This window comes from Ruegeria sp. CL5 (genome assembly GCF_056536485.1).
In genome coordinates this window covers 451,978-474,284 of record NZ_JBQFPS010000001.1, presented here as the reverse complement: position 1 = coordinate 474,284, position 22,307 = coordinate 451,978, and the positions used below count along the sequence as shown (strand labels likewise).

General features: G+C 56.3%; 24 protein-coding genes. 15 read left to right on the top strand and 9 right to left on the bottom strand.

From position 1 onward, the window contains the following. Window positions 1–51: 51 nt before the first annotated feature. A complete protein-coding gene (locus tag ACR0IU_RS02335) occupies window positions 52–747 on the top strand; it encodes an SIMPL domain-containing protein (protein WP_480715107.1) in 696 nt (231 codons plus the stop codon). Window position 748: 1 nt separating this feature from the next. Here ACR0IU_RS02335 and ACR0IU_RS02330 read toward each other — a convergent pair whose 3' ends face one another. The 3 genes from ACR0IU_RS02330 to ACR0IU_RS02320 all read right to left on the bottom strand — a co-directional run bounded on the left by ACR0IU_RS02330 (window position 749) and on the right by ACR0IU_RS02320 (window position 3,824). Beyond that, a complete protein-coding gene (locus ACR0IU_RS02330; RefSeq protein WP_480715106.1) occupies window positions 749–1,459 on the bottom strand; it encodes a GNAT family N-acetyltransferase in 711 nt (236 codons plus the stop codon). Window positions 1,460–1,463: 4 nt separating this feature from the next. Then, window positions 1,464–2,756, bottom strand: a complete 1,293-nt coding sequence (locus ACR0IU_RS02325) for an O-acetylhomoserine aminocarboxypropyltransferase/cysteine synthase family protein (RefSeq protein ID WP_010439425.1) — start codon at window positions 2,754–2,756, stop codon at window positions 1,464–1,466. A gap of 72 nt (window positions 2,757–2,828) precedes the next feature. Continuing rightward, window positions 2,829–3,824 (bottom strand): hypothetical protein, encoded by a 996-nt coding sequence (locus ACR0IU_RS02320; RefSeq protein ID WP_480715105.1) that lies wholly within the window; start codon window positions 3,822–3,824, stop codon window positions 2,829–2,831. A gap of 152 nt (window positions 3,825–3,976) precedes the next feature. Between ACR0IU_RS02320 and ACR0IU_RS02315 the strand changes: the two genes are divergently transcribed. The 4 genes from ACR0IU_RS02315 (at window position 3,977) to ACR0IU_RS02300 (ending at window position 8,006) form a co-directional block, all read left to right on the top strand. After that, window positions 3,977–4,609: a cupin domain-containing protein gene (locus tag ACR0IU_RS02315; RefSeq protein ID WP_480715104.1), complete on the top strand. Its 633-nt coding sequence runs from the start codon at window positions 3,977–3,979 to the stop codon at window positions 4,607–4,609. Window positions 4,610–4,768: 159 nt separating this feature from the next. Beyond that, entirely contained in the window at window positions 4,769–6,103 is a 1,335-nt protein-coding gene (locus ACR0IU_RS02310) for an NAD(P)-dependent oxidoreductase (protein WP_480715103.1), read from the top strand. Window positions 6,104–6,148: 45 nt separating this feature from the next. Beyond that, a complete protein-coding gene (gene preA, locus ACR0IU_RS02305) occupies window positions 6,149–7,453 on the top strand; it encodes an NAD-dependent dihydropyrimidine dehydrogenase subunit PreA (RefSeq protein WP_480715102.1) in 1,305 nt (434 codons plus the stop codon). Window positions 7,454–7,526: 73 nt separating this feature from the next. After that, window positions 7,527–8,006 (top strand): hypothetical protein, encoded by a 480-nt coding sequence (locus ACR0IU_RS02300; RefSeq protein ID WP_010439437.1) that lies wholly within the window; start codon window positions 7,527–7,529, stop codon window positions 8,004–8,006. Window positions 8,007–8,009: 3 nt separating this feature from the next. On the opposite strand, the gene ACR0IU_RS02295 is transcribed toward ACR0IU_RS02300, so the two are convergent. Then, window positions 8,010–8,618, bottom strand: coding sequence for a TetR family transcriptional regulator C-terminal domain-containing protein (locus ACR0IU_RS02295; RefSeq protein ID WP_480715101.1), 609 nt, complete (start codon window positions 8,616–8,618; stop codon window positions 8,010–8,012). 169 nt (window positions 8,619–8,787) lie between these two features. Here ACR0IU_RS02295 and ACR0IU_RS02290 point away from each other — a divergent pair, with 169 nt between their 5' ends. The 10 genes from ACR0IU_RS02290 (at window position 8,788) to ACR0IU_RS02245 (ending at window position 18,109) form a co-directional block, all read left to right on the top strand. Next, window positions 8,788–10,038, top strand: coding sequence for a Zn-dependent hydrolase (locus ACR0IU_RS02290; RefSeq protein WP_480715100.1), 1,251 nt, complete (start codon window positions 8,788–8,790; stop codon window positions 10,036–10,038). A gap of 92 nt (window positions 10,039–10,130) precedes the next feature. Beyond that, a complete protein-coding gene (gene hydA, locus ACR0IU_RS02285) occupies window positions 10,131–11,585 on the top strand; it encodes a dihydropyrimidinase (protein WP_480715099.1) in 1,455 nt (484 codons plus the stop codon). A 55-nt stretch (window positions 11,586–11,640) separates the two neighbouring features. Next, a complete protein-coding gene (locus tag ACR0IU_RS02280) occupies window positions 11,641–12,438 on the top strand; it encodes an ATP-binding cassette domain-containing protein (RefSeq protein ID WP_170469499.1) in 798 nt (265 codons plus the stop codon). After that, entirely contained in the window at window positions 12,438–12,869 is a 432-nt protein-coding gene (locus ACR0IU_RS02275; RefSeq protein WP_170469501.1) for a GNAT family N-acetyltransferase, read from the top strand. Before ACR0IU_RS02280 ends, ACR0IU_RS02275 begins: the two co-directional genes overlap by 1 nt. Beyond that, entirely contained in the window at window positions 12,866–13,783 is a 918-nt protein-coding gene (locus ACR0IU_RS02270) for an ABC transporter permease (RefSeq protein ID WP_170469504.1), read from the top strand. The genes ACR0IU_RS02275 and ACR0IU_RS02270 overlap by 4 nt, the downstream gene beginning before the upstream one ends. Beyond that, the gene (locus ACR0IU_RS02265; RefSeq protein WP_010439450.1) at window positions 13,780–14,625 is read left to right on the top strand and encodes an ABC transporter permease; all 846 of its coding nucleotides are present in this window, start codon (window positions 13,780–13,782) and stop codon (window positions 14,623–14,625) included. Before ACR0IU_RS02270 ends, ACR0IU_RS02265 begins: the two co-directional genes overlap by 4 nt. Before the next feature lie 60 nt (window positions 14,626–14,685). Further along, on the top strand, window positions 14,686–15,675 hold the full coding sequence (locus ACR0IU_RS02260) for an ABC transporter substrate-binding protein (protein ID WP_010439453.1): 990 nt from the start codon (window positions 14,686–14,688) through the stop codon (window positions 15,673–15,675). Window positions 15,676–15,830: 155 nt separating this feature from the next. Further along, window positions 15,831–16,544: an ABC transporter permease gene (locus tag ACR0IU_RS02255; RefSeq protein ID WP_480715098.1), complete on the top strand. Its 714-nt coding sequence runs from the start codon at window positions 15,831–15,833 to the stop codon at window positions 16,542–16,544. Continuing rightward, window positions 16,537–17,271, top strand: a complete 735-nt coding sequence (locus tag ACR0IU_RS02250; protein WP_480715097.1) for an ATP-binding cassette domain-containing protein — start codon at window positions 16,537–16,539, stop codon at window positions 17,269–17,271. The genes ACR0IU_RS02255 and ACR0IU_RS02250 overlap by 8 nt, the downstream gene beginning before the upstream one ends. Before the next feature lie 22 nt (window positions 17,272–17,293). Further along, on the top strand, window positions 17,294–18,109 hold the full coding sequence (locus ACR0IU_RS02245) for an ABC transporter substrate-binding protein (protein WP_480715096.1): 816 nt from the start codon (window positions 17,294–17,296) through the stop codon (window positions 18,107–18,109). Window positions 18,110–18,148: 39 nt separating this feature from the next. Here ACR0IU_RS02245 and ACR0IU_RS02240 read toward each other — a convergent pair whose 3' ends face one another. From ACR0IU_RS02240 to fdh3B, 5 genes are all read right to left on the bottom strand, one after another. Then, on the bottom strand, window positions 18,149–19,021 hold the full coding sequence (locus ACR0IU_RS02240; protein ID WP_480715095.1) for a substrate-binding domain-containing protein: 873 nt from the start codon (window positions 19,019–19,021) through the stop codon (window positions 18,149–18,151). Then, window positions 19,022–19,147, bottom strand: a complete 126-nt coding sequence (locus tag ACR0IU_RS02235; protein WP_480715094.1) for a hypothetical protein — start codon at window positions 19,145–19,147, stop codon at window positions 19,022–19,024. 13 nt (window positions 19,148–19,160) lie between these two features. Then, on the bottom strand, window positions 19,161–20,423 hold the full coding sequence (locus ACR0IU_RS02230) for a c-type cytochrome (protein ID WP_480715093.1): 1,263 nt from the start codon (window positions 20,421–20,423) through the stop codon (window positions 19,161–19,163). Next, a complete protein-coding gene (locus ACR0IU_RS02225) occupies window positions 20,424–21,632 on the bottom strand; it encodes a formate dehydrogenase subunit gamma (protein WP_480715092.1) in 1,209 nt (402 codons plus the stop codon). A 73-nt stretch (window positions 21,633–21,705) separates the two neighbouring features. Continuing rightward, window positions 21,706–22,299, bottom strand: coding sequence for a formate dehydrogenase FDH3 subunit beta (gene fdh3B, locus ACR0IU_RS02220; protein WP_010439472.1), 594 nt, complete (start codon window positions 22,297–22,299; stop codon window positions 21,706–21,708). Window positions 22,300–22,307 lie beyond the last annotated feature (8 nt).

The following is a 22,307-nucleotide window of genomic DNA, read 5'->3' as shown; positions in this document are numbered from 1 at the left end:
TGTACGGAGTATGACACCCATCTTAGCGACAAGTCATAAGGAGAGATCACCTTGAAGACACTTGCTTTTCTGGCTGCCATGACCGCAGCCGTCGCGGCGTTGCCTGCCCATGCGGAAGAACGTCGCATCACCGTCAGTGGAACCGGAACGGCCTTGGCTGCGCCAGATATGGCAACCATAACGCTTGGCGTGACGAACCAGGACTCCCAGGCATCGGTTGCGATGCAGGCGACCTCTGACGCTGTGACACAGATTCTAAAACGGTTGGATGAGATGGGCTTGGAATCACGTGATGTGCAGACCCGCGATCTGTCGTTGTCACCAGTCTGGTCTGGGCACAGGAACTCAAACGACGAAGCACCCAGGATCACCGGATTTACAGCCTCAAACCGTGTTTCTGTTCGGGTTCGGGATTTAGATAAACTGGGTCAAATTATGGATGCCGTCATCAAGGACGGGGCCAATGATTTTGGCGGCTTGAGATTCAGTGTACAGGAGCCTAAGCCGCTTGAGGCCGAAGCACGCGCGAAAGCGGTCGCAGACGCAACCGACAAGGCGCAACAATTGGCCGAGGCCTCAGGCGTGACTTTGGGTCCGGTGATTTCGATAAACGATCACGGTGGGGGCGTCCGTCCGATGGCCCAGATGCGTGAGATGGCGATGTCTGACGCCGGTGGCGTTCCGGTTGCGGGCGGTGAGATTTCCGTATCGGTCAATATCGCTATGGAGTTCGAAATCGCGGACTAAGCTACGCTCCAACGCGGGCTTGCAGCGGTTGTCGCTGCTGGCCCGCTGCATCGAAATTCCCCGGTGCAAGCCAATTCTCGAATGCTGCGCGAATGCGCGGCCATTCGCTGTCGATAATCGAGAACCAAGCGGTATCCCGGTTACGCCCTTTGTAATGGGTCGCTTGTCGGAAAATACCTTCGAACGTAAATCCCAAGCGTTCGGCCGCGCGCTTTGAGGGTGCGTTCAAAGCGTCGCATTTCCATTCGTAACGGCGATAGCCAAGCTCATCGAACACGCGTCGCATCATCAGATACATCACTTCGGTTGATTGCGGTTTGCGTTGGAGCAGGGGTGAGAAATGGATATGGCCCACCTCGATTGCACCCGCTGCTGGTTCGACACGCAAATACGAGGCCATACCCACCGGCGTTTCGTCGGCATCCAACACCGCATGGAACATGGGATCGGCGTCCATGCAGTTGTTCTGCGCCCAGTTGGTGAAATCAGCCTCAGAGGCGAAGGGGCCATAAGGCAGATAGGTCCAGTTATGGCCATCCGTGTCACTGGCAAACGCCCGGTACAATCCGGGCGCATGCCGGTTCACATCTAGCGGCACAACAGAACAGAACCGGCCCTGCATCGGCGTGTAAGGCGGAGTGGGGCGAGGAAACTCGCCTGTGACCGGCAAGCCAATAGGCTGGCCCAGTTCATTTGTGTTGTGCCCTGCCATCTGTTCAGGCACTTGCTTTGGACAGCGCTTGATCCAGATCGGCGATCAGATCGTCTGCGTCTTCGATGCCAATGGAGACGCGCACGACTCCCGGGCCCGCGCCTGCAGCTTCCTGCTGCTCAGGCGTCAACTGACGGTGGGTCGTCGAGGCCGAGTGGATGATCAGCGAGCGCGCATCGCCCAAGTTGGCCACATGACTGAAGATTTCCAACGCGTTGACCAGCTTGATGCAGGCGTCATATCCGCCTTTGACCGCAAATGTGAATAGCGCACCGGCCCCGCGCGGGTAATGCGCTTTGACCCGATCATGATAAGGCGACGAGGGAAGGCCTGCATAGGTCACGTAGTCCACGCGATCATCCGCTTCCAGCCAGGCGGCGATCTTCTGGGCGTTTTCGACATGGCGCTCCATCCGCAGTGAGAGTGTCTCGATCCCCATAAGGGTATAATGTGCTGCCTGCGGGTTCATGGTCATACCCAGATCGCGCAGACCGATTGCAATGCCGTGGAAGGTGAAGGCCAGCGGGCCGAAAGTCTCGTGGAATTTCAGTCCGTGATACGCAGTCTCGGGCTCGCTGAGCGAGGGGAATTTGTCATTCGCAGACCAGTCAAACTTACCCGAATCCACGATGCAGCCACCGGTGACGGTGCCGTTGCCGGTCAAGTACTTGGTGGTTGAATGCACGACCAGAGTAGCGCCGTGCTCGATCGGGCGGCACAGGTAGGGCGTGGCCGAGGTGTTGTCGACAATCAGCGGGATGCCAGCCGCGTCTGCGACGTCCGCCAGCGCGCGGATGTCAGTGACATAACCGCCAGGGTTGGCGATGGATTCGCAGAACACCGCGCGGGTGTTTTCGTCGATGGCGGCTTTTACGGCGTCCAGATCGTCGGTGTCGACGAATTTGGCTGACCAGCCGAAACGTTTGATGGTCTGGCTAAACTGCGTGACCGTACCCCCGTACAGGCGGGTTGAGGCGACCACGTTGCAGCCCGGACCCATCAGTGGGAATAGCGCCATGATCTGCGCCGCGTGACCCGAGGAACAGCAGACAGCGCCGACGCCGCCCTCAAGCGTTGCCACGCGTTCCTGCAAAACAGCGACGGTCGGGTTGGTCAGACGCGAATAGATGAACCCAACTTCCTGCAAGTTGAACAACGCAGCAGCATGGTCGGCATCGCGAAACACATAGGCCGTAGTCTGGTAGATCGGTGTCTGACGCGCGCCGGTAGCGGGGTCGGGGCGGGCCCCGGCGTGAATCTGCAGCGTGTCGAAACCATAGGTGGGGCCATCAGACATCTTCGAAATCTCCTGTTGGAATGTGCGTTAGTAAATCTCTAGGACATTGCTTTGCACCGCACAACGTCCACGTCACCGCAGCCAAAGTCCCTTGGCCTTGATGGTCTTGCGTATGACCTGTTCGCGTGCTGGCAGGTTGTTCCTGTCGAACATTGCCCGGATTTTTGCGCCTTTGCGCTGGATCACCAATTTCTTCATCGGATCATAGCCTTTGAGCACCTTCTTGATCTTGTTGGGAGCCACAACGGTCTCTAGCACCTCGACCACATGATCGCTTTCTCGTGCATAGAGCATCGGAAACAGGTGATAATGGCAGCTGACTGACCCATCCAGCAGACCTTTTGGCAGCGCATCCCGACCACCGCCGAACGAGTGGATGACCAGTGGCAATGCCACCTGATCCAGCCAGGGGTCTAGGACCTGCCCGGTGAGTTCGGGGATACCTTCGTCCCGAATGGTGCGGGCGTAATCAAGATACCGCCGACCAAACTTGTGAGGGCATTTGTAGAAGAAGTATCCCGCATTGAAATACAGGTAGTGTCGCCAATATCCCGGTGGCTGTCTGGAATCGAGCGAGCTTTCGAAATCCAGCCCGAAGCGGTTATAAAGCGCGCGCCAGATGCCGTCATAACCGGGGCCATAAAGTGTGGGCTTCGGCCATGTGCCTTCGACACGGAGCGAGGCGCCGGGCCGGTTGAAATCAAATGGCACATCGGCAATTTCACCGGTGATCAATGTATCGGTGTCGAAGAAGACAAATGGCTCGCCTTCCGGCATCGCCAGTAGCGCTTCGATCTTGTTGCCGTGGGGATAGCTTGCTCCAAAGATTTGCGATTCGAAGGGCAGGATCTCAGCACCCAATTGCCGCAAGGCTTGCAACACGTCCTCATCCTGAATGCTCGGGTCTTGGGACCACAAGGGGCCTTTCTGAGGAACACCAACAAATAAACGTCCGGTAAATCCGGGTGAGCTATGGCGCAGCGATGCCGCGAACAATAGTGCCTCGTATTGCAGACGGTTGTTTTGCCCGATGATGAGGATGTTGAACGTCGTTGGGCTTGCCTGCATCTTTTCGCGCTTTCTAAACGGGCCGGAATTGGGCACCGGTCTCGACCGGAAGTACAACAAGCTGTGAAGGGCGTCAAAACCCCAAACATGACCGGTTTGCAAATCCGGCTCGTGCTCCCATCTAATGTGACAGCAACGCAGGAGGATTGCAGATGCGCGTCAATGCAGATTTCACACAGCGGGTCGCTGTCCACTTTGATCAAACCGCATGGGTCGCGTCACCGGCTGCCGGCGTTGAACGCAAGATGCTGGACCGCATTGGCGAGGAAGTGGCGCGGGCCACAACCATCGTGCGTTTTGCCCCTGGCAGCGCATTTTCGGCGCACACCCATGACGGAGGCGAGGAATATCTGGTGCTGGATGGTGTGTTTCAGGATGAAACCGGAGATTTTCCGGTCGGCAGCTATGTGCGTAATCCTCCGACTTCATCCCACACTCCTTCGGCCAACGAAGGCGCGACGATCCTCGTCAAGCTTTACCAGTTCGACCCCAAAGACCGCACCGAAGTGCGTCGTTCCATCAACGGGGGCGGAGATATCGATTTGTTCAAGGATGCGCATGAGGATGTTCAGGTGCAATGCTGGGCTGCTGGTGAGCAAATTGAACTGGACTCTGGCAAGGGGCTTGAGGTCTTCGTTCTCGAAGGCAGCTTTATCGAGACAGGCGAAGAATTTGGTGTTTGGGATTGGCTGCGATTACCACCTGGATCACGCTCGACAGCCATCGCAGGAGAGAGTGGAGCCCGTGTTTGGATCAAATCCGGCCACCTAAGTGGGATGATCTGACACCAAACGTGCTAACAATGTGGGCAATTATTAAGGAAATCCGGGTCATTTTTCCCGGATTTCTATTTTTTTGACCATTTGGTAAATTTACCAATTGATAAAAAATCAGAATGTGGCAAGCTGAAGCTCATAACAAACATATCTACAGGGAGTAGAGTGATGGCACAGGGCCAGATGGCACCCGGGATCGTCTCCGGGCGGCTTTCCAGCGATGAGCTGACCTCGAATTTCACCGATCTGCATCCGCCTCTGGCTCCGCATGAGGCAGCCGTGGCAGCAGATCGTTGCTATTTCTGCTATGACGCACCATGTGTGACGGCCTGTCCGACGGATATCGATATTCCGTTGTTCATCCGCCAAATTCAGGCCGGACAACCAGCTGCGGCCGGACAGACCATTCTGGAACAGAATATCCTAGGCGGCATGTGTGCTCGGGTTTGTCCGACCGAGTCTCTTTGTGAAGAGGCTTGCGTGCGTGAGACGGCCGAAGGCAAGCCAGTCGAGATTGGACGCCTGCAGCGTTATGCAACCGACGATGTGATGGCCTCGGGCGTTCATCCGTTCGCGCGTGCAGAACCAACGGGCAAGACGGTCGCCGTGGTCGGGGCAGGGCCCGCTGGTCTGGCCTGTGCCCACCGTCTGGCGATGCTGGGGCATGATGTGGTGATCCACGAAGGCAAGCCCAAGCCGGGCGGGCTGAACGAATACGGCATTGCGGCGTACAAATCGACCAACGACTTTGCGCAGGCCGAGGTCGACTGGCTGCTGAAAATCGGTGGGATCGCGATTGAGACCGACTCAGTTCTGGGTGAGACGATTTCACTAGAAGGGCTGCAACAGAACTATGACGCTGTGTTCCTGTCGATCGGACTGGCAGGGGTGAATGCGCTACGTGCAGATGGGGTAGATAAAGACGGGGTGCGCCCGGCGGTCGACTTTATCTCGGATGTGCGGCAGGCCAGCGACCTGGCTGATCTCCCAGTCGGTCGGAATGTCGTTGTGATTGGCGGCGGCATGACAGCAGTAGACGCGGCAGTGAAATCGAAGCTGCTGGGGGCAGAGCATGTCACCATCGCCTATCGCCGAGGTCGCGACGCAATGGGTGCCAGCCGGTACGAACAGGATTTGGCGGCGTCGCACGGTGTTCGCATTCTGTGCAACGTTCAACCTGTGGCCATTCACGGAAATGGAGCCGCGGCTGAGATCGAATTGGAGTATACTGCTAGTCATGATGGTCGACTGACCGGTACAGGAGAAACCGTTCGTGTGCCTGCCGATCAGGTTTTCAAGGCCATCGGTCAGACGCTTGACGGTGCGCCGGAAGGGCTAACGCTGGATGGCAATAAGATTGCTGTAACCGGGGCAGGACGCACCTCGATTACCGGTGTGTGGGCTGGCGGAGACTGTGCAGCAGGTGGCGAAGACCTGACCGTTACCGCAGTGGCCGAGGGCCGCGATGCCGCGATGGACATCCACGCAAGTCTGGGCGCGTGAAACTCAAAGACAAAGATGCAAACCTGCATCAGGGAGGCCGGATAAATGGCTGATTTAACAACAAACTTTCTGGGAATTTCAAGTCCAAACCCGTATTGGCTGGCCTCCGCGCCACCGACGGATAAGGAATACAATGTTCGCCGCGCCTTCGAGGCCGGTTGGGGCGGTGTGGTATGGAAGACTTTGGGTTCCGAAGGCCCTCCGGTCGTAAACGTAAATGGGCCGCGTTATGGCGCGATCTACGGGGCGGACCGCCGATTGTTGGGGCTCAACAACATTGAACTGATCACCGACCGGCCACTTGAGGTTAACCTTGAGGAAATGGCCCGTGTTAAGGCCGACTACCCAGATCGCGCCCTGATCGCCTCGATCATGGTGCCCTGTGAAGAGGCCGCTTGGAAGGCCATTCTGCCGCGCGTGGCTGAAACTGGCGCGGATGGGATCGAGCTGAATTTCGGTTGCCCGCATGGGATGAGCGAGCGCGGCATGGGTTCGGCCGTAGGACAGGTGCCGGAATATATCGAAATGGTGACCCGGTGGTGCAAACAGTATTACGACCGCCCGGTTATCGTGAAACTGACGCCGAACATAACCGATATCCGCAAACCCGCAGCCGCTGCTAAGAACGGAGGTGCGGATGCGGTGTCGCTGATCAACACGATCAACTCGATTACCAGTGTAGATTTGGATACGTTCAGCCCCGAACCATCGATTGACGGCAAAGGCAGCCATGGTGGCTATTGCGGTCCGGCGGTGAAGCCGATTGCCTTGTCCATGGTGTCAGAGATTGCGCGGGCAGAAGCCACGCGTGGCCTTCCGATCTCGGGCATCGGCGGCGTGACCACTTGGCGCGACGCTGCCGAGTTTATCTCGCTTGGTTGTGGTAATGTTCAGGTTTGTACCGCAGCAATGACCTATGGCTTTAAGATCATCGACGAACTGACTGCAGGCTTGTCAGAATGGATGGACGAGAAAGGCTATACCAGCATCGATCAGGTGATCGGCCGCGCGGTGCCCAATGTCACTGACTGGCAATATTTGAATCTCAACTACATCGCAAAAGCAAAAATTGATCAGGACCAGTGTATCAAGTGTGGCCGCTGCTATGCCGCCTGCGAGGACACCAGCCATCAGGCGATTTCGATGTCGGCAGATCGGGTATTCGAAGTCATCGATGAAGAATGCGTTGCCTGCAACTTGTGTGTAGATGTCTGCCCGGTCGAAGGCTGTATCTCGATGGAGCCAATGGCGGCCGGAGAGGTTGATCCGCGCACGGGCAAAGTGGTTAATCCCGAATATGCCAACTGGACAACGCATCCGAACAATCCGATGGCCAAGGCCGCCGAGTAAGAGATACCGGAATCCCGCTACAACCGGTTCGGTGATACACTGCCGCTGACGGACAGGATCAAAGGAGCATGTCATGTCAGCGGCACCAATGGGTCGGAACAAGGGTGGCAACCGGGTCACAAAGCTTGATCGGGATACATCCAAGAAGAATGTCGCCCTTTCCAAAGCGAAACAGCGCGACGCGCTTGCGGCAAAAAATTTCGTGAAACATCAAAAGCAGGTCAAAAAGGATCTGGAACAACTGATCAAACTTCGGCGCTCGATCGAAGAGATGCTCAAGAAGCTGAAAGAGGACCGGCAACTTGATCAGAGATTTCTGAACCAAGTTACGAAAAAGGTTAAATCTCTTAAGGACTTTAGCACATTCATCAAAGCATCCGAACGTGAGCATTCGGTAGGTGTTCAGCAGCCCAAGATGTACACCGCAATTGTACGGGATGCCGGAAAAGTACCCAAAATCAATACAGTCAATACAATGGGCGACTTGACCATAATTCTGGCCATGACCATCGTGATTTTGAAGCGTATTCTGGCCCTGAAACCGGCGAAGTAACGTCTACGGCGTTAGAAGTTTGCGATAGAGTGTATCAACGAAAGTCTCAGCGCCTTCAAAAGGATCTTCGTCGCCCAAGATTGCGCGAACCTGCACGTCAAAATCTGCATAATGCTGAGTCAGCGCCCAGATTGAGAAAATCAAATGATAGGGATGCAGGCGCGCAATCTTTCCCTGATCCATCCAACGGGTAAGGATGGCGGTTTTTTCATCGACCAGCTTCTTGAGATCGCTGGATAAAGCATTGTGAATGCGGGGCGCTCCCTGAACCAGTTCATTTGCAAACAGGCGGCTTTCGCGGGGGAGGTCGCGACTCATCTCAAGCTTTCGGCGGACGTAAGATAAGATCTCTTCCAGCGGCTCTCCGTTTTCGTCAAGCTCGTACAAAGGTGCCAACCATACCTCAAGTAAGCCAGTTAGAAGGGCGGTGTGAATCGCTTCTTTTGACGGGAAGTAATAGAGCAGATTGGGTTTGCTCAATCCCGCCTCGGCGGCGATTTGGTCAACGGTGGCCCCGCGATATCCATGTGCAGAGAACACATTCAGGGCAGCGTCCAGAATCGCTGCTCGGTTTTTTTGCTGAATCCGTGTTGGCGCGCGGTCCTTGGGCATGTTTCCCTGTGCCTATTTTTGGTTTTCTGCGTGGCGGATATGTCGAAAATTTCGGCAACACCATGCATTTTCTTGACTGATGTCGAACCCGTGATAGCGTGAGTTTGACCAGATGGTCAAATCAAGACACCAAAAGCGAGCTAAATCGCAAGCAACAGGGAAGAACAAGATGGCAGCTCCGGCGCAGAATCTCAGGATCAATGGCGACAGGTTATGGGACAGCCTGATGGAGATGGCCAAGATCGGGCCCGGTGTGGCGGGTGGCAATAATCGCCAGACGTTGACTGATGAGGATGCCGAAGGGCGCGCATTGTTTCAAAAGTGGTGCGAGGACGCGGGTTGCACCATGGGATTGGATCAGATGGGTAACATGTTTGCCCGTCGAGAAGGCGCTGATCCTGAAGCGTTGCCGGTATATGTTGGGTCGCATCTGGATACGCAGCCGACTGGCGGCAAGTATGATGGTGTTTTGGGCGTGCTTGGCGGGTTGGAGATCATTCGAACCCTGAATGATCTAGGCATCAAGACCAAGCACCCCATCGTCGCGACCAACTGGACCAACGAAGAGGGGACGCGATATGCCCCCGCGATGTTGTCTTCGGGCGTATTCGCCGGAATGCACACGCAGGATTGGGCCTATGATCGTGAGGACGCCGAGGGCAAAAAATTCGGGGATGAGTTGAACCGCATCGGCTGGCGCGGTGATGAAGAGGTGGGTGCGCGCAAGATGCACGCGTTCTTCGAGCTGCACATCGAACAGGGCCCCATACTGGAAGCCGAGGGTAAGGATATCGGTGTTGTCACGCATGGCCAGGGGCTAAGCTGGACCCAAGTCACAGTGACTGGCAAGGATGCGCATACTGGGTCTACTCCGATGCCGATGCGTAAGAATGCCGGGCTGGCAATGGCACGTATTCTTGAGAAAGTGGATGAGATTTCGTGGTCACATGCGCCTCATGCCGTTGGTGCGGCGGGTCATATCGACGTGTACCCGAACTCGCGCAATGTGATCCCGGGAAAGGCGGTGTTTACGGTCGATTTCAGATCACCCGAATTGGATGTAATCACCGATATGGAGAACCGGCTGCGTGTCGCGGCAGAGGATATCGTCAATGAGATGGGACTGCAGATCGAATTCGAGAAGGTTGGCGGCTTTGATCCAGTAAAATTCGATGAAGGTTGCGTGGCGGCGGTGCGCGACGCTGCTGAACGGTTGGGTTATTCCCATACGGATATCATTTCAGGCGCGGGACATGATGCCTGCTGGATCAATCGAGTTGCCCCGACAGCGATGGTGATGTGCCCCTGCGTGGATGGGCTCAGCCACAATGAGGCTGAAGAAATCAGCAAGGATTGGGCTGCAGCCGGGGCGGATGTTTTGCTGCACGCCGTCGTTGAAACGGCCGAGATCGTGGAATAGGGGGCTTTGCCCCGTCGCCCGATGGGCGACTCCCCCGGGGATATTTTTAGCCAGATGAAGCAAGCGGCGCAGACCGCATCAGGGAGTTTAACATGAGCACTGTGATCAAGAACGGAACCGTCGTGACCGCTGATCTGACCTATAAGGCGGATGTGAAGGTTGAAGGTGGTGCGATTACCGAAATTGGGCCGGACCTGCGAGGTGATAAGGAACTGGATGCGTCGGGCTGTTATGTGATGCCGGGTGGGATCGATCCGCACACGCATCTTGAGATGCCGTTCATGGGGACGTACTCCAGCGATGATTTCGAAAGCGGAACACGGGCGGCGCTGGCGGGCGGAACCACGATGGTTGTGGATTTTGCGCTGCCCAATCCGGGCGAAAGCCTGTTGGATGCGCTGAAGCGGTGGGACAACAAGTCGACGCGCGCGAATTGTGATTATTCGTTCCATATGGCGGTGACCTGGTGGGGCGAGCAGGTGTTTGATGACATCAAGACGGTGATTGAGACGCGCGGGATCAACACGTTTAAGCATTTCATGGCCTATAAAGGCGCGTTGATGGTGAACGATGATGAACTTTTTGCCTCGTTCAAACGTCTTGCGGAGCTAGGTGGCACCGCGATGGTCCATGCCGAGAATGGAGATGTGGTTGCTGAGCTGAGTGCGAAACTGCTCGCCGAAGGCAATACCGGGCCGGAGGCACATGCTTATTCCCGCCCACCGCAGGTTGAAGGTGAGGCTACCAACCGAGCGATCATGATCGCAGATATGGCAGGTGTGCCACTCTATGTGGTGCATACATCCTGTGAAGAGGCACATGAGGCCATCCGGCGCGCCAAGATGCAGGGCAAGCGTGTTTGGGGCGAGCCATTGATCCAACACCTGACCTTGGATGAAAGCGAGTACTTCCACCACGATTGGGAACACGCGGCACGTCGGGTTATGAGCCCACCGTTCCGGAACAAGCAGCATCAGGACAGCCTTTGGAATGGTCTACAGTCTGGAACGTTGAGCGTTGTGGCCACGGACCATTGTGCGTTTACGACGGAGCAGAAACGGTATGGCGTGGGTGATTTCACCAAAATCCCGAACGGGACCGGAGGGCTGGAGGATCGGATGCCGATGCTGTGGACCCATGGGGTGAATACCGGTCGTCTGACGCCGAATGAGTTCGTGGCTGTTACTTCAACTAACATCGCCAAGATATTGAATTGCTATCCGAAAAAAGGCGCAATTCTTGTGGGCGCGGATGCTGATTTGGTTGTTTGGGACCCGGACAAGGCCAAGGTGATCTCGGCCGAGACACAGCAATCCTCCATCGACTACAACGTCTTCGAGGGCAAAGAGGTGCGCGGGTTGCCTCGGTTCACGCTAACCCGCGGTGCGGTGGCCGTACATGATGGCGAGATTCAGACTCAGGAAGGGCACGGGAAGTTCGTGGCGCGGGAGGCCAATACCCATGTGAACAAGGCGCTGAGCACCTGGAAAGAGTTAACAGCGCCCCGGCCTGTTGAGCGGACAGGTATTCCGGCAACGGGTGTGTAAACCCCTTGGGTCGCCTTTCCGGTGACCCGGGTCTGAGCTTCTTCAAGGCAATGGAATGAATACAGAAAATACTACTCAGCCCGTTATTGAGGCAAGGCAGCTGGATCTTACATTTCAGACGAATGATGGGCCCATTCATGCGCTGAAAGATGTGAACTTGTCGATTGGCAAGGGGGAGTTTGTCAGTTTCATCGGCCCTTCCGGCTGTGGCAAAACCACTTTCTTGCGCTGCATCGCGGCACTTGAGACACCGACGGGTGGGTCCTTAACCGTCAATGGAATGACCCCGGATGAGGCGCGGAGAAACCGGGCTTACGGGTATGTGTTTCAGGCGGCGGGGCTGTATCCATGGCGAACGATTGCGAAGAATATCAAGCTGCCGCTCGAGATTATGGGCTATTCGTCTGCTGAGCAGGATGAGCGGGTTAATAAGGTCTTGGAACTTGTTGATCTTGAAGGGTTTGGGGGTAAATTCCCCTGGCAGCTATCTGGCGGAATGCAGCAGCGGGCCAGCATCGCACGGGCCTTGGCCTTTGATGCGGATATCCTGTTGATGGACGAACCGTTCGGCGCTTTGGATGAGATCGTGCGCGACCATCTGAACGAACAGCTCTTGGCGCTGTGGGCTCGGACCGAGAAGACTATCGGCTTCGTGACCCACTCGATCCCCGAGGCGGTGTATCTCAGCACCAAGATCGTTGTTATGAGCCCGCGGCCTGGTCGGATCACGGATGTGATCGATAGTCCTCTGCCGAAAGAGCGGCCATTGGATATTCGCGATACGCCCGAGTTTATCGAAGTTGCTCATCGCGTGCGCGAGGGGCTGAGGGCCGGTCATGGGGATGATGTTTGATGGCGGGTGACGGCATCAGACGGGCATCTTTGGATGATGTGAAAGATTGCGCGCGGATCATTTGGACCTGGGCGAAGCAGACTGGCTGGATGCCCGATGAACTGCCGCAAGAGGAACTGGCAAGCCTGATCCGTGAGGCGTTTCCCAACCGGGACATCTGGGTCGCCGGAGATCCGCCTGATTGTTACATGTCGATTGATCCGGTCGAGAACAAAGTGGGTGCGCTTTATTGTCTGCGGACGGGACGGGGTGTCGGCAAACGGTTGTTGGATAAGGCGAAGGAAGGGCGCGACCATCTTTGGCTAACGACGCATGAGCCCAATGTGGACGCGCAGCGGTTCTATCGTCGCGAAGGGTTTATCGAGACGGGACGGGAGCCTCCGGTACCGCCTGACACGGTACCTGTCATTCGGATGGAGTGGCAGGCATGAAGCAAATTATTGCAGTCCTCACTGTTCTCGCGGCCATTGTTATCGTGTGGTACGCGGCCTGTATCCCGATGAATATCAAAGGGGTTCTGACTGAACAGGAGCGTGCGGGGGCCGAAGTCCAGCCGCCCTCAGCCAAAGATCGCCGAGACATGGGTGAGATCGGTCTGGCCTTGAATAACTCTTTCGCCATACCAGCGACATGGGAGCAAGAGCGTCCGCGCCTTCCAGCCCCCCATCAGGTTGCGATTGAAATGTGGGAGACCACGGTTCAGAAGAAAATCACCTCAAAACGCTCGCTGATCTATCATGGTTGGGTCACGTTAAGTGCCACAATGTTGGGTTTCGTTATCGGGACCGGGCTGGGCATTCTGCTGGCCGTTGGAATTGTGCACAGCCGGGTGATGGACTTGTCGGTGATGCCCTGGGCGATTGTTAGCCAGACAATCCCGATTATCGCGCTGGCGCCAATGATCATTGTCGTCCTGTATTCGGTTGGCGTTCAGGGTATCATTCCCAAGGCGATCATTTCGGCCTATCTTAGCTTTTTCCCGGTCGTCGTCGGCATGGTCAAAGGGCTGCGCAGTCCGGATGCCATGCAGCTTGATCTGTTGCGGACGTATAATGCCAGCCGCTCGCAGGGGTTCTGGAAACTGCGTCTGCCGGCCTCGATGCCCTATCTGTTTACATCGCTGAAAATTGGCGTCGCTGCGTCTTTGGTAGGGGCCATCGTTGGGGAACTGCCTACAGGTGCTGTGGCGGGGTTGGGCGCGCGATTGCTCGCAGGCAGCTATTACGGCCAGACCGTGCAAATCTGGTCAGCGCTGTTTGCAGCGGCCATTCTTGCCGCTTGTCTTGTAGGGTTGTTGGGGCTGATTGAGCGGACGGTTCTGAAACGGATGGGGATGGCACAATGATACCTATTCTTGGTGCAATAGCTGTCTGGTTATTGGGCTGGTGGTTGAACAGCCGTCTGGCCAGCGGACCCTATTCCGACACACGGATGGTGCGGTTTCTTGCGCCTTTGATCTTCGGTTTAACGGTCATTGGCATCTGGGAGCTGGTCGTGCGCGGCCTTGAGGTGCCATTGGTCATCTTACCAGCTCCGTCTGTCATCTGGGTTCGCTTCTGGGACAGCCTGCCCACACTTTGGGCAGACTTTGTGCAAACGATCATCAAGGGCGCTTTGAGTGGCTATCTCATCGGCTGCGGTTCGGCCTTCCTGATGGCGATTGCCGTGGATCGATGGGATTTCCTGCGGCTCGGGCTTCTTCCTGTCGGCAACTTCGTCGCAGCGCTGCCGATCGTGGGCACAGCGCCTATTCTGGTAATGTGGTTCGGCTTCGACTGGCATTCGAAGGCGGCGGTTGTCGTGGTGATGGTGTTCTTCCCGATGCTGGTGAACACGGTGGCGGGGCTGCGCGAAGCCACTGCGATGCAGAGGGATTTGATGGAGACCTATGCGGCCACTTATTGGCAAAGCTTCCTTAAACTGCGCCTGCCTGCCGCGATGCCATTCATATTCAACGGATTAAAGATTTCTACCACACTCGCCCTGATCGGGGCTATCGTGGCTGAGTTCTTTGGCTCACCCACCCTGGGCATGGGCTTTCGGATATCCACCAGCGTCGGGCAATTGTCGCTGGATATGGTGTGGGCCGAGATCGTGGTCGCAGCGCTGGCTGGGACGGCCTTTTATGGCCTTGTGGCGATGATCGAAAAGGCGGTGACCTTCTGGCATCCGTCTCAGAGAGGATAAATAGAATAATTCAACAGACCCCACAAACGGGGCAAACATAAGCAACTAGGAGATATGATGATGAAGAAGCTACTCAGCGGGGCGGTTGCCGCCTTTAGCCTGGCAGCCAGTGCGGCACTTGCTGCGGATGAGGTCACGCTGCAATTGAAGTGGGTCACGCAGGCCCAGTTTGCAGGCTACTATGTGGCGAAGGACAAGGGGTTCTATGAAGAAGAGGGCCTGGACGTTACAATTCTACCCGGTGGTCCCGACATTGCACCCACTCAGGTGATTGCAGGCGGTGGTGCAGATGTGACGGTCGAATGGATGCCAGCCGCGCTGGCCGCGCGTGAAAAGGGTCTGCCTCTGGTAAACATCGCACAGCCCTTCAAAAGCTCAGGTATGATGCTCACTTGCTGGAAGGATGCTGGAATTGCTGCACCTGAGGACCTGAAGAACCGCACCTTGGGAGTTTGGTTCTTTGGCAACGAATTTCCGTTTATGAGCTGGATGAGCCAACTGGGTATCAGCACCGATGGCAAAAGTGACAGCGGAGTCGAGGTTCTTAAGCAGGGCTTCAACGTTGATCCGTTGCTGCAGCGCCAGGCCGATTGCATTAGCACTATGACCTACAATGAATACTGGCAGGTTATCGATGCCGGTGTCACGCCCGAGGAACTGGTGACCTTCAAATACGAAGATCAGGGCGTCGCCACGCTTGAGGATGGTCTCTATGTGCTTGAAGAAAACCTGAGCGACGCGGCCTTTGCCGACAAGATGGAGCGTTTTGTCCGTGCCTCGATGAAAGGCTGGAAATACGCCGAAGAGAATCCGGATGAGGCTGCTGAGATCGTGCTTGAAAATGATGCAACCGGTGCCCAGACCGAAGAGCATCAGAAACGCATGATGGGTGAGATTGCCAAGCTGACCGCAGGGTCGAATGGTGCTCTGGACCCGGCAGATTTCAATCGTACGGTTGAGACTCTGCTGGCCGGTGGTTCCGATCCGGTTATCACCAAGCAGCCTGATGGTGCTTGGACACACCAGATCACGGATGCTGCGCTGAACTAAGTTCAGCGACACGCGCAACTCTAAACGCGGTCCCATTGGGGCCGCGTTTTCTATTGTAGATGCCGGATTCGTGCCTGTACTTGCTGCTTGAAACGTGTAGTATTTCACTGAAATTACCGGTATTTAGTGATGCCTTGAAACCCACCAGGTAAAAAATGCATAATTTTGCATCAGAATTCAATCAAGCGATCTCGTTGATCCTGAATGGGGATGCCGAGTTGTGGGCGATTGTTCTGTTGTCGCTGCGTGTTTCGGTATTTGCGGTGCTGATTTCGGCAGTCATTGGAATGCCTGTCGGGGCAGCATTGGCAGTCGCCCGATTTCCAGGGCGGCGCGCGCTTATCATTTTGATGAACGCTCTGATGGGATTGCCACCGGTTGTGGTCGGATTGTTGGTTTACCTGATGTTGTCCCGATCTGGCCCATTGGGTGTGCTGGAGCTGCTCTACACACCCACTGCCATGATCATAGCGCAGGTGGTTCTGGTGACACCGATCATGGCCGCGCTTACCCGCCAGGTGGTTGAAATGCTGGCCGAGGAATATTCCGAACAGCTCCGCTCGCTTGGGGTATCGCGGTTGGCCTCGGTTCCGGTGTTATTGTGGGACGCACGGTTGGCGCTAGTTACAGCTTTACTGGCTGGATTTGGCCGGGCGATTGCCGAGGTTGGTGCGGTGATCATAGTGGGTGGAAACATCAATCACGTCACACGCGTGATGACGACCACGATCGCTCTTGAAACCTCCAAAGGTAACCTTGCGATGGCGCTGGCCTTGGGGGTGATCCTGATCGGCTTGGCCGTGGCGGTAAACGCGATGGTCAGTGCGCTGACACTTCGTGCCGAGCGGGAAGGGCTGCGCCATGCGTGATGTCGTGACCGGGGCGCTGGGTATTCTGGACGTGAGCGGCCTGAGTATTGCACGTAATGGCAAGGCATTGCTGGACGTCCCGCACCTTTGTTTGGATGGTCCGGGCCCGACCCTTATTCTTGGACCGAATGGGGCGGGTAAAAGTCTGCTGCTGCGTTGCCTGCACGGACTGATACAACCAGATCGGGGACGGGTTTGTCAGAACGGTGCTGTGTTGAATGCCCGCCACAAGGCACGACAGGCGATGGTATTTCAAAGCCCTGTTTTGCTGCGCCGTTCTGTTGCTGCCAATCTGGACTTTGTTCTGAAACGGCGATCCATGCCGCGCGCGGAAAGGAAGCATCGTATCGAATCCTTGCTGGATGAGGGCGGGCTAGGTGGCAAGGCGCGTCAACCCGCGCGTTCGCTTTCCGGTGGCGAGGCGCAAAGGCTCGCAATATTGCGCGCATTGGCCTTAGACCCCGAGACGTTGTTTTTGGATGAACCCACCAGCGCACTGGATCCCAGCGCAACGCAGATGATCGAACGGATGATCCTGCGCGCCTCTGAGCGGGACGTACGCATCGTTATGGTGACGCATGACATTGGACAAGCACACCGGTTGGCATCTGACATAGTGATGATGCAAGCAGGGCGAGTTGTTGAACACGGTAAAGCAATGCAGGTTCTGGAAGCACCAGAAAGCGACGAGTCGCGCCGGTATCTGGCCGGTGGCCTCGTTACCTGATTTATACAGATGGAGAAATGGGATGATCCCTGATTTCATTCGGGCATCAATTGTTGCGCTTGGGCTGACCGCTGGCGCAAGTTTGGCGGAAGAACCCTTTATTATCGTGCAGTCTACGACCTCTACTCAAAACTCGGGTTTGCTGGATTATATCTTGCCCGGGTTTGAAGCCGAAACCGGTATTGACGTGCGGGTTGTGGCTGTTGGAACTGGTCAAGCGATCCGAAATGCAATCAACGGGGATGGTGATGTCCTGTTGGTTCATTCCAAAACAGCCGAAGAGCAGTTCGTTGCTGATGGTTGGGGGGTTGAGAGGTTCGATGTCATGTATAATGACTTTGTTCTCGTCGGCCCGAAATCTGACCCGGCCGAGGTCAAGGGCGATACCGATATCATCGCAGCCCTTGCGGCAGTGGCCAGCTCCAAGGCACCCTTCGTTTCGCGCGGCGACGACAGCGGAACCCACAAGGCCGAGATGCGTTTTTGGATGGTGACAGATATTGACCCGACAGCTGCGTCGGGAACATGGTATCGCGAGGCCGGAGCGGGCATGGGCGCATCGCTGAATATCGCTAGCGGGATGGGCGCTTATATCCTGACGGATCGCGCAACATGGCTTTCATTTGGAAATCGAGGTGATTTGGAAATCCTGGTTGAAGGCGACCCTCGAATGTTCAACCAATATGGTGTGATACTGGTGAACCCCGAGAAGCACTCAAAAGTTCGTGCAACTTCGGGGCAGAGGTTCATTGATTGGTTGATTGGTGCTGATGGTCAGGCGGCGATTGAATCCTATGAGTTGGATGGGCAGCAGATGTTCTTTCCGAATGCAAGATGAATTTCATCTTTGGCAATTATCATTGGAAAAATAGAAAGATTAGCCACTTGCGCCGTTGTGGTGAATCTGGCCCAGATTCCTGAGGTCATATCCGCCCAGGTCGGTAGCGCGTTCAGAGAAACGCTCGGATTGCAGGAACTGGATTAAAGTCTGCATCGGCGGCTCAAAGAAAACGCGTCGCCAGATGGCAAGATCTAACCGTTCAGAGTGAGTGGGCACAAAGCTCAGCCCATAAGGGCTCGCAAGTGCACCGAGGCCGAACCCGGCTTCTGCTTTGCCATCCCGTACGGCAATCGCCAGTTCTTCTTCAGTGCGGGCGCAGATCGGGAGGGCATTCAGATCCTCTCGACCGAGCCCATGCTTGCCAAGCTCTGCATCGAACAGGTGCTGACTGGCGGCACTGTCCTGTCGCAGAATGACACGACGGCCTTTCAAGTCCTGAATACCAGAGATTTCAGGTGTGCCAGTCGCAAGCAACAGGCCCCGTTGCCGATGCGCGACTTGGTAGAGGATCATTGGTGCGTTACCCATTTTGTCGCACAAAGACCGGGTATTGAAGCCTTCGGGCTCGTGGATATGCAGCGCAGCCGCTTGTGCTGCGCGGTCGGACAGGCGGTTCAGCCCGTCGAATGAGCCGTCATAATAGGTGGCCAACCCCGATCCACTTTCCCTCAGCGCCCAATCCAGCAGGGGATCATGACTGCCGGCAACAATCGGAGGCAGGGGTGGTTCAGCCACTTGCGGACCCGAGCGCGAGGCATTGAGCCATGCGATGACCTCGGCCTTGGGAAACAGCAATTTGCCCATGGCCCGCACGCAAGGGATTTCGCCGGACGAGGCCAGATCATAGGCTTTCCGCTCGCCAATGCGCAGCAGATCCGCCAATTCACGGGTTGTCAAATATTGAGACATTCAGTCGAGACGCACCGAAGAGCCGGAACCCACATCAGCGGCGCTGAAACCGATCTGGTCAAGAACGGTCGGCGCGGCAGTGGTTACGACGACCATCACAACGACGGCGGACAGGAAGGCTTTCATGGTCTTCTCCGGCTCAGTTTTTAGGTGCCGTCGCGCGTCGCAGGAAGGCGATCAGGTCGATACGGTCTCGCGATCCGGTGATCCGCTGCATCGGCATCTTTGACCCCGGAATGTAATGGTCCGGGCCTTCATCGAAAAGAGCGTTTATCGTCTCTTCATCCCAAATGATATCAGAGTTTTGCAGTGTGTTTGAATAGATATATCCCGGCAATGCACCCGCTTTGCGCCCAAAAACTCCATACAGGGTTGGGCCCGCACGCCGCTGGTCATCCGGTGAAAGGCCATGACAGATTGAGCATTTGCGGGCAAATTGGCGTTCCCCGTTTCCCATCTCGTTCGGGTTCTTCAGGAAACTGGGTTCGGCCGCCGCCATCTGCTCGCGGTCTTCCGAGGCCGCGACCGGCCAGCTATACATCGCTTCGTCAATTCCGCCGGCGTGAATGTTTTGCCCATCGTTCGAGAAGGCCAGAGCCCAGACCGGCCCGCGCAGCGTGGCCCTGAAATCCTGTGCGATGCGCCAGTTCCGTGTGTCGATGACCATGATGTAACCCTCACCATCGCCGACTGCGAGAAGACTTCGATCAGGGCTGAGGGCAAGCGCCAGGATCGGCCGTCGGTCCAGGGTGAAATCGCGTTCCTGTCCGGTCGCCAGATCAAGGATTCTGGTGACGCCATCGACGGCACCGTAGGCGATCCAATTGTCGATCGAATTCAAGACCAACCTGTTCACACCGAACCCGTGCTCGATAAGGCGATCCACCTCCTGACCGTTCGTAACATCCCAGAGGCGGACCGAACCATCGACACCAGCCGAATAAAGCTGTGACCCATCAGCAGTGAATGCCACCGCATTTACCCCGCTGCCCGTTGGCCCGAGCAACATGGGTTCTGACCCATCGACCGGCCAAAGCCCGATCATTCCGTCCCAGCTTGCCGTAGCGACATGAGTTCTTGATGCAGCAAGCCCGATGATTTTTCCTTTGTGTTGTCCGACAATTTCGCCGCCGGGCCAACGGCGCAGCGTAAAATCATCACCAGCTGAATAGATTGCGGTACCGTTGAACACGACAGTGTTGACGGCTGCTTCATGGCCTTCCAGCCATTCCGGGGTCTGTCCGGTCCACAGGCCAACCGAGTTGTCGAAACTCGCCGTTGCGATACGGCCATCCGGTGCGATTGCAATCCCCATGATTGGTCCGCCATGGCCTTTGAGCGTGAAGAACTCGGACCAAGCGGGCAGGGGGATCAAGCCAAGCGTCAGAACCAGCCAGCGCATTTATTCAGCGGGTGAGGCCGCCGCTTTGCTGGCCTCTTTTTCCTGCACCTCTTCCAGCCACAGTGAGTGATGCTCGCGCGCCCATTGTTCTTCGACTTCACCAGTGCCCATGGCGTCAAAAGCACCTTCCATGCCGACTGAGCCGAGGTAGATATGGGCTATGATGATCGCAATGAACACATAGGCCACCATGACGTGCCAAACCTGGGCATATTGCATCTCTTCTTGAGGCGACATCTGCACGGGTAGGTTCAGGCCCAGCATCTGTGGAATGCCGGTTGCGTTGGCGATTTGGAATGTCTTTGCGAACATCGGCAGCTCAAACGGGAACAGTAGCGAAAGGCCCGATAGGCTGATCGAGGCGCCGAGTAGTATACAGGCCCAGAAAATCACCTTTTGACCTGCGTTGAACTTCTTTGCGGGCGGGTGGCTGTTCTTGGTGAACAAACCACCACCGGCTGCGAGCCACTTCAGGTCGGTCTTGTTGGGTATGTTATGTGAAATCCAGTTCACGGTGACGATAATCAGACCAAGCATGAAGGCCCAGGCGAGGTTGTTATGTAGCCATTTACCCCCCTGAGCGATGGTTGCGAACCCTTCCTTGCCGAAGATCGGGATCAGGAAGTCACGGCCATAAAGCGCCAGCAGGCCGGTGATGCCAAGGATCAGGAATGAACCGGCAAATAACCAATGTCCGAACCGTTCGAAACTGTTGAACCGCAGGACCTTGCGCCCGGTCTTTTCGCCATCTATGCGGATTTTTCCGCGGATCAGGAAGAACAGAACGATGACCGCAAGCATTCCCGCGATGATGTATGTACCGTATTCGCGCAGTGGCCCGGTACGGAAACTCAGCCACCACATACCGCCATCTTGAATCAAAACGCTGTCTGCTGGTCCATGGGATGAAACGGTGACATCTGCCGATCCATAGCGCAGCGCGCGATAGACATCGCTGTCTGAGGCGACGCCGCGCGTGCCGATTTGCCCAAGCAGACCTTCCACATTGCCCTGTCCGGTATTTTCCGACCGATAGCTGTTGTCGACCTTCTCGCCGCGCTGACGGGCCAGAATGTCCTCAAGCGTTGTCGCTCCGCCAGTCGAAGCGCGTTCATTAGTGGTTGCGGGTGCCTCAGCATCGTTGGTTTGGGCAACGGAAGCGTGGACCAGCCCGATGGTGAACAGCAATGCGAAGAGTAAGCGGAACATCTGAACCTCGGTCAAAATCCCTGATCAGGCGACCCACGGATGCGGGTCGCCTGTTTGGTTCATGAAAGCGGAGTTATCCGTCTTTCTGGTCGTAGGCTGTACCCCAACCCCAAGCGCCCGAGCCGAAGCCGCGCGCCACGACGCGTTCGCGGTAAACGGCAGACACCACGTCGCCGTCACCGGCAAGCAGGGCTTTGGTGGAACACATCTCGGCGCAGATCGGCAGTTTGCCTTCGGCGATCCGGTTGCGACCGTATTTGGCGAACTCCGCGGTCGAGTGCGTTTCCTCGGGGCCGCCAGCACAGAAGGTACATTTGTCCATCTTGCCGCGCGATCCGAAGTTGCCCGCCTGCGGATATTGCGGCGCGCCGAAGGGGCACGCGTAGAAGCAATAACCACACCCGATGCACAGGTCCTTGGAGTGCAGGACGACGCCTTCTTCGTTCTGATAGAAGCAGTCGACCGGGCACACCGCCATGCAAGGCGCATCCGAACAATGCATACAGGCCACCGAGATCGAGCGTTCGCCCGGGTTGCCGTCATTGATCGTTACCACCCTGCGGCGGTTGATGCCCCACGGTACCTCATGCTCGTTCTTGCACGCGGTTACGCAGGCGTTGCATTCGATGCAGCGTTCAGCGTCGCAGAGAAACTTTGCTCTAGCCATTATCGTCC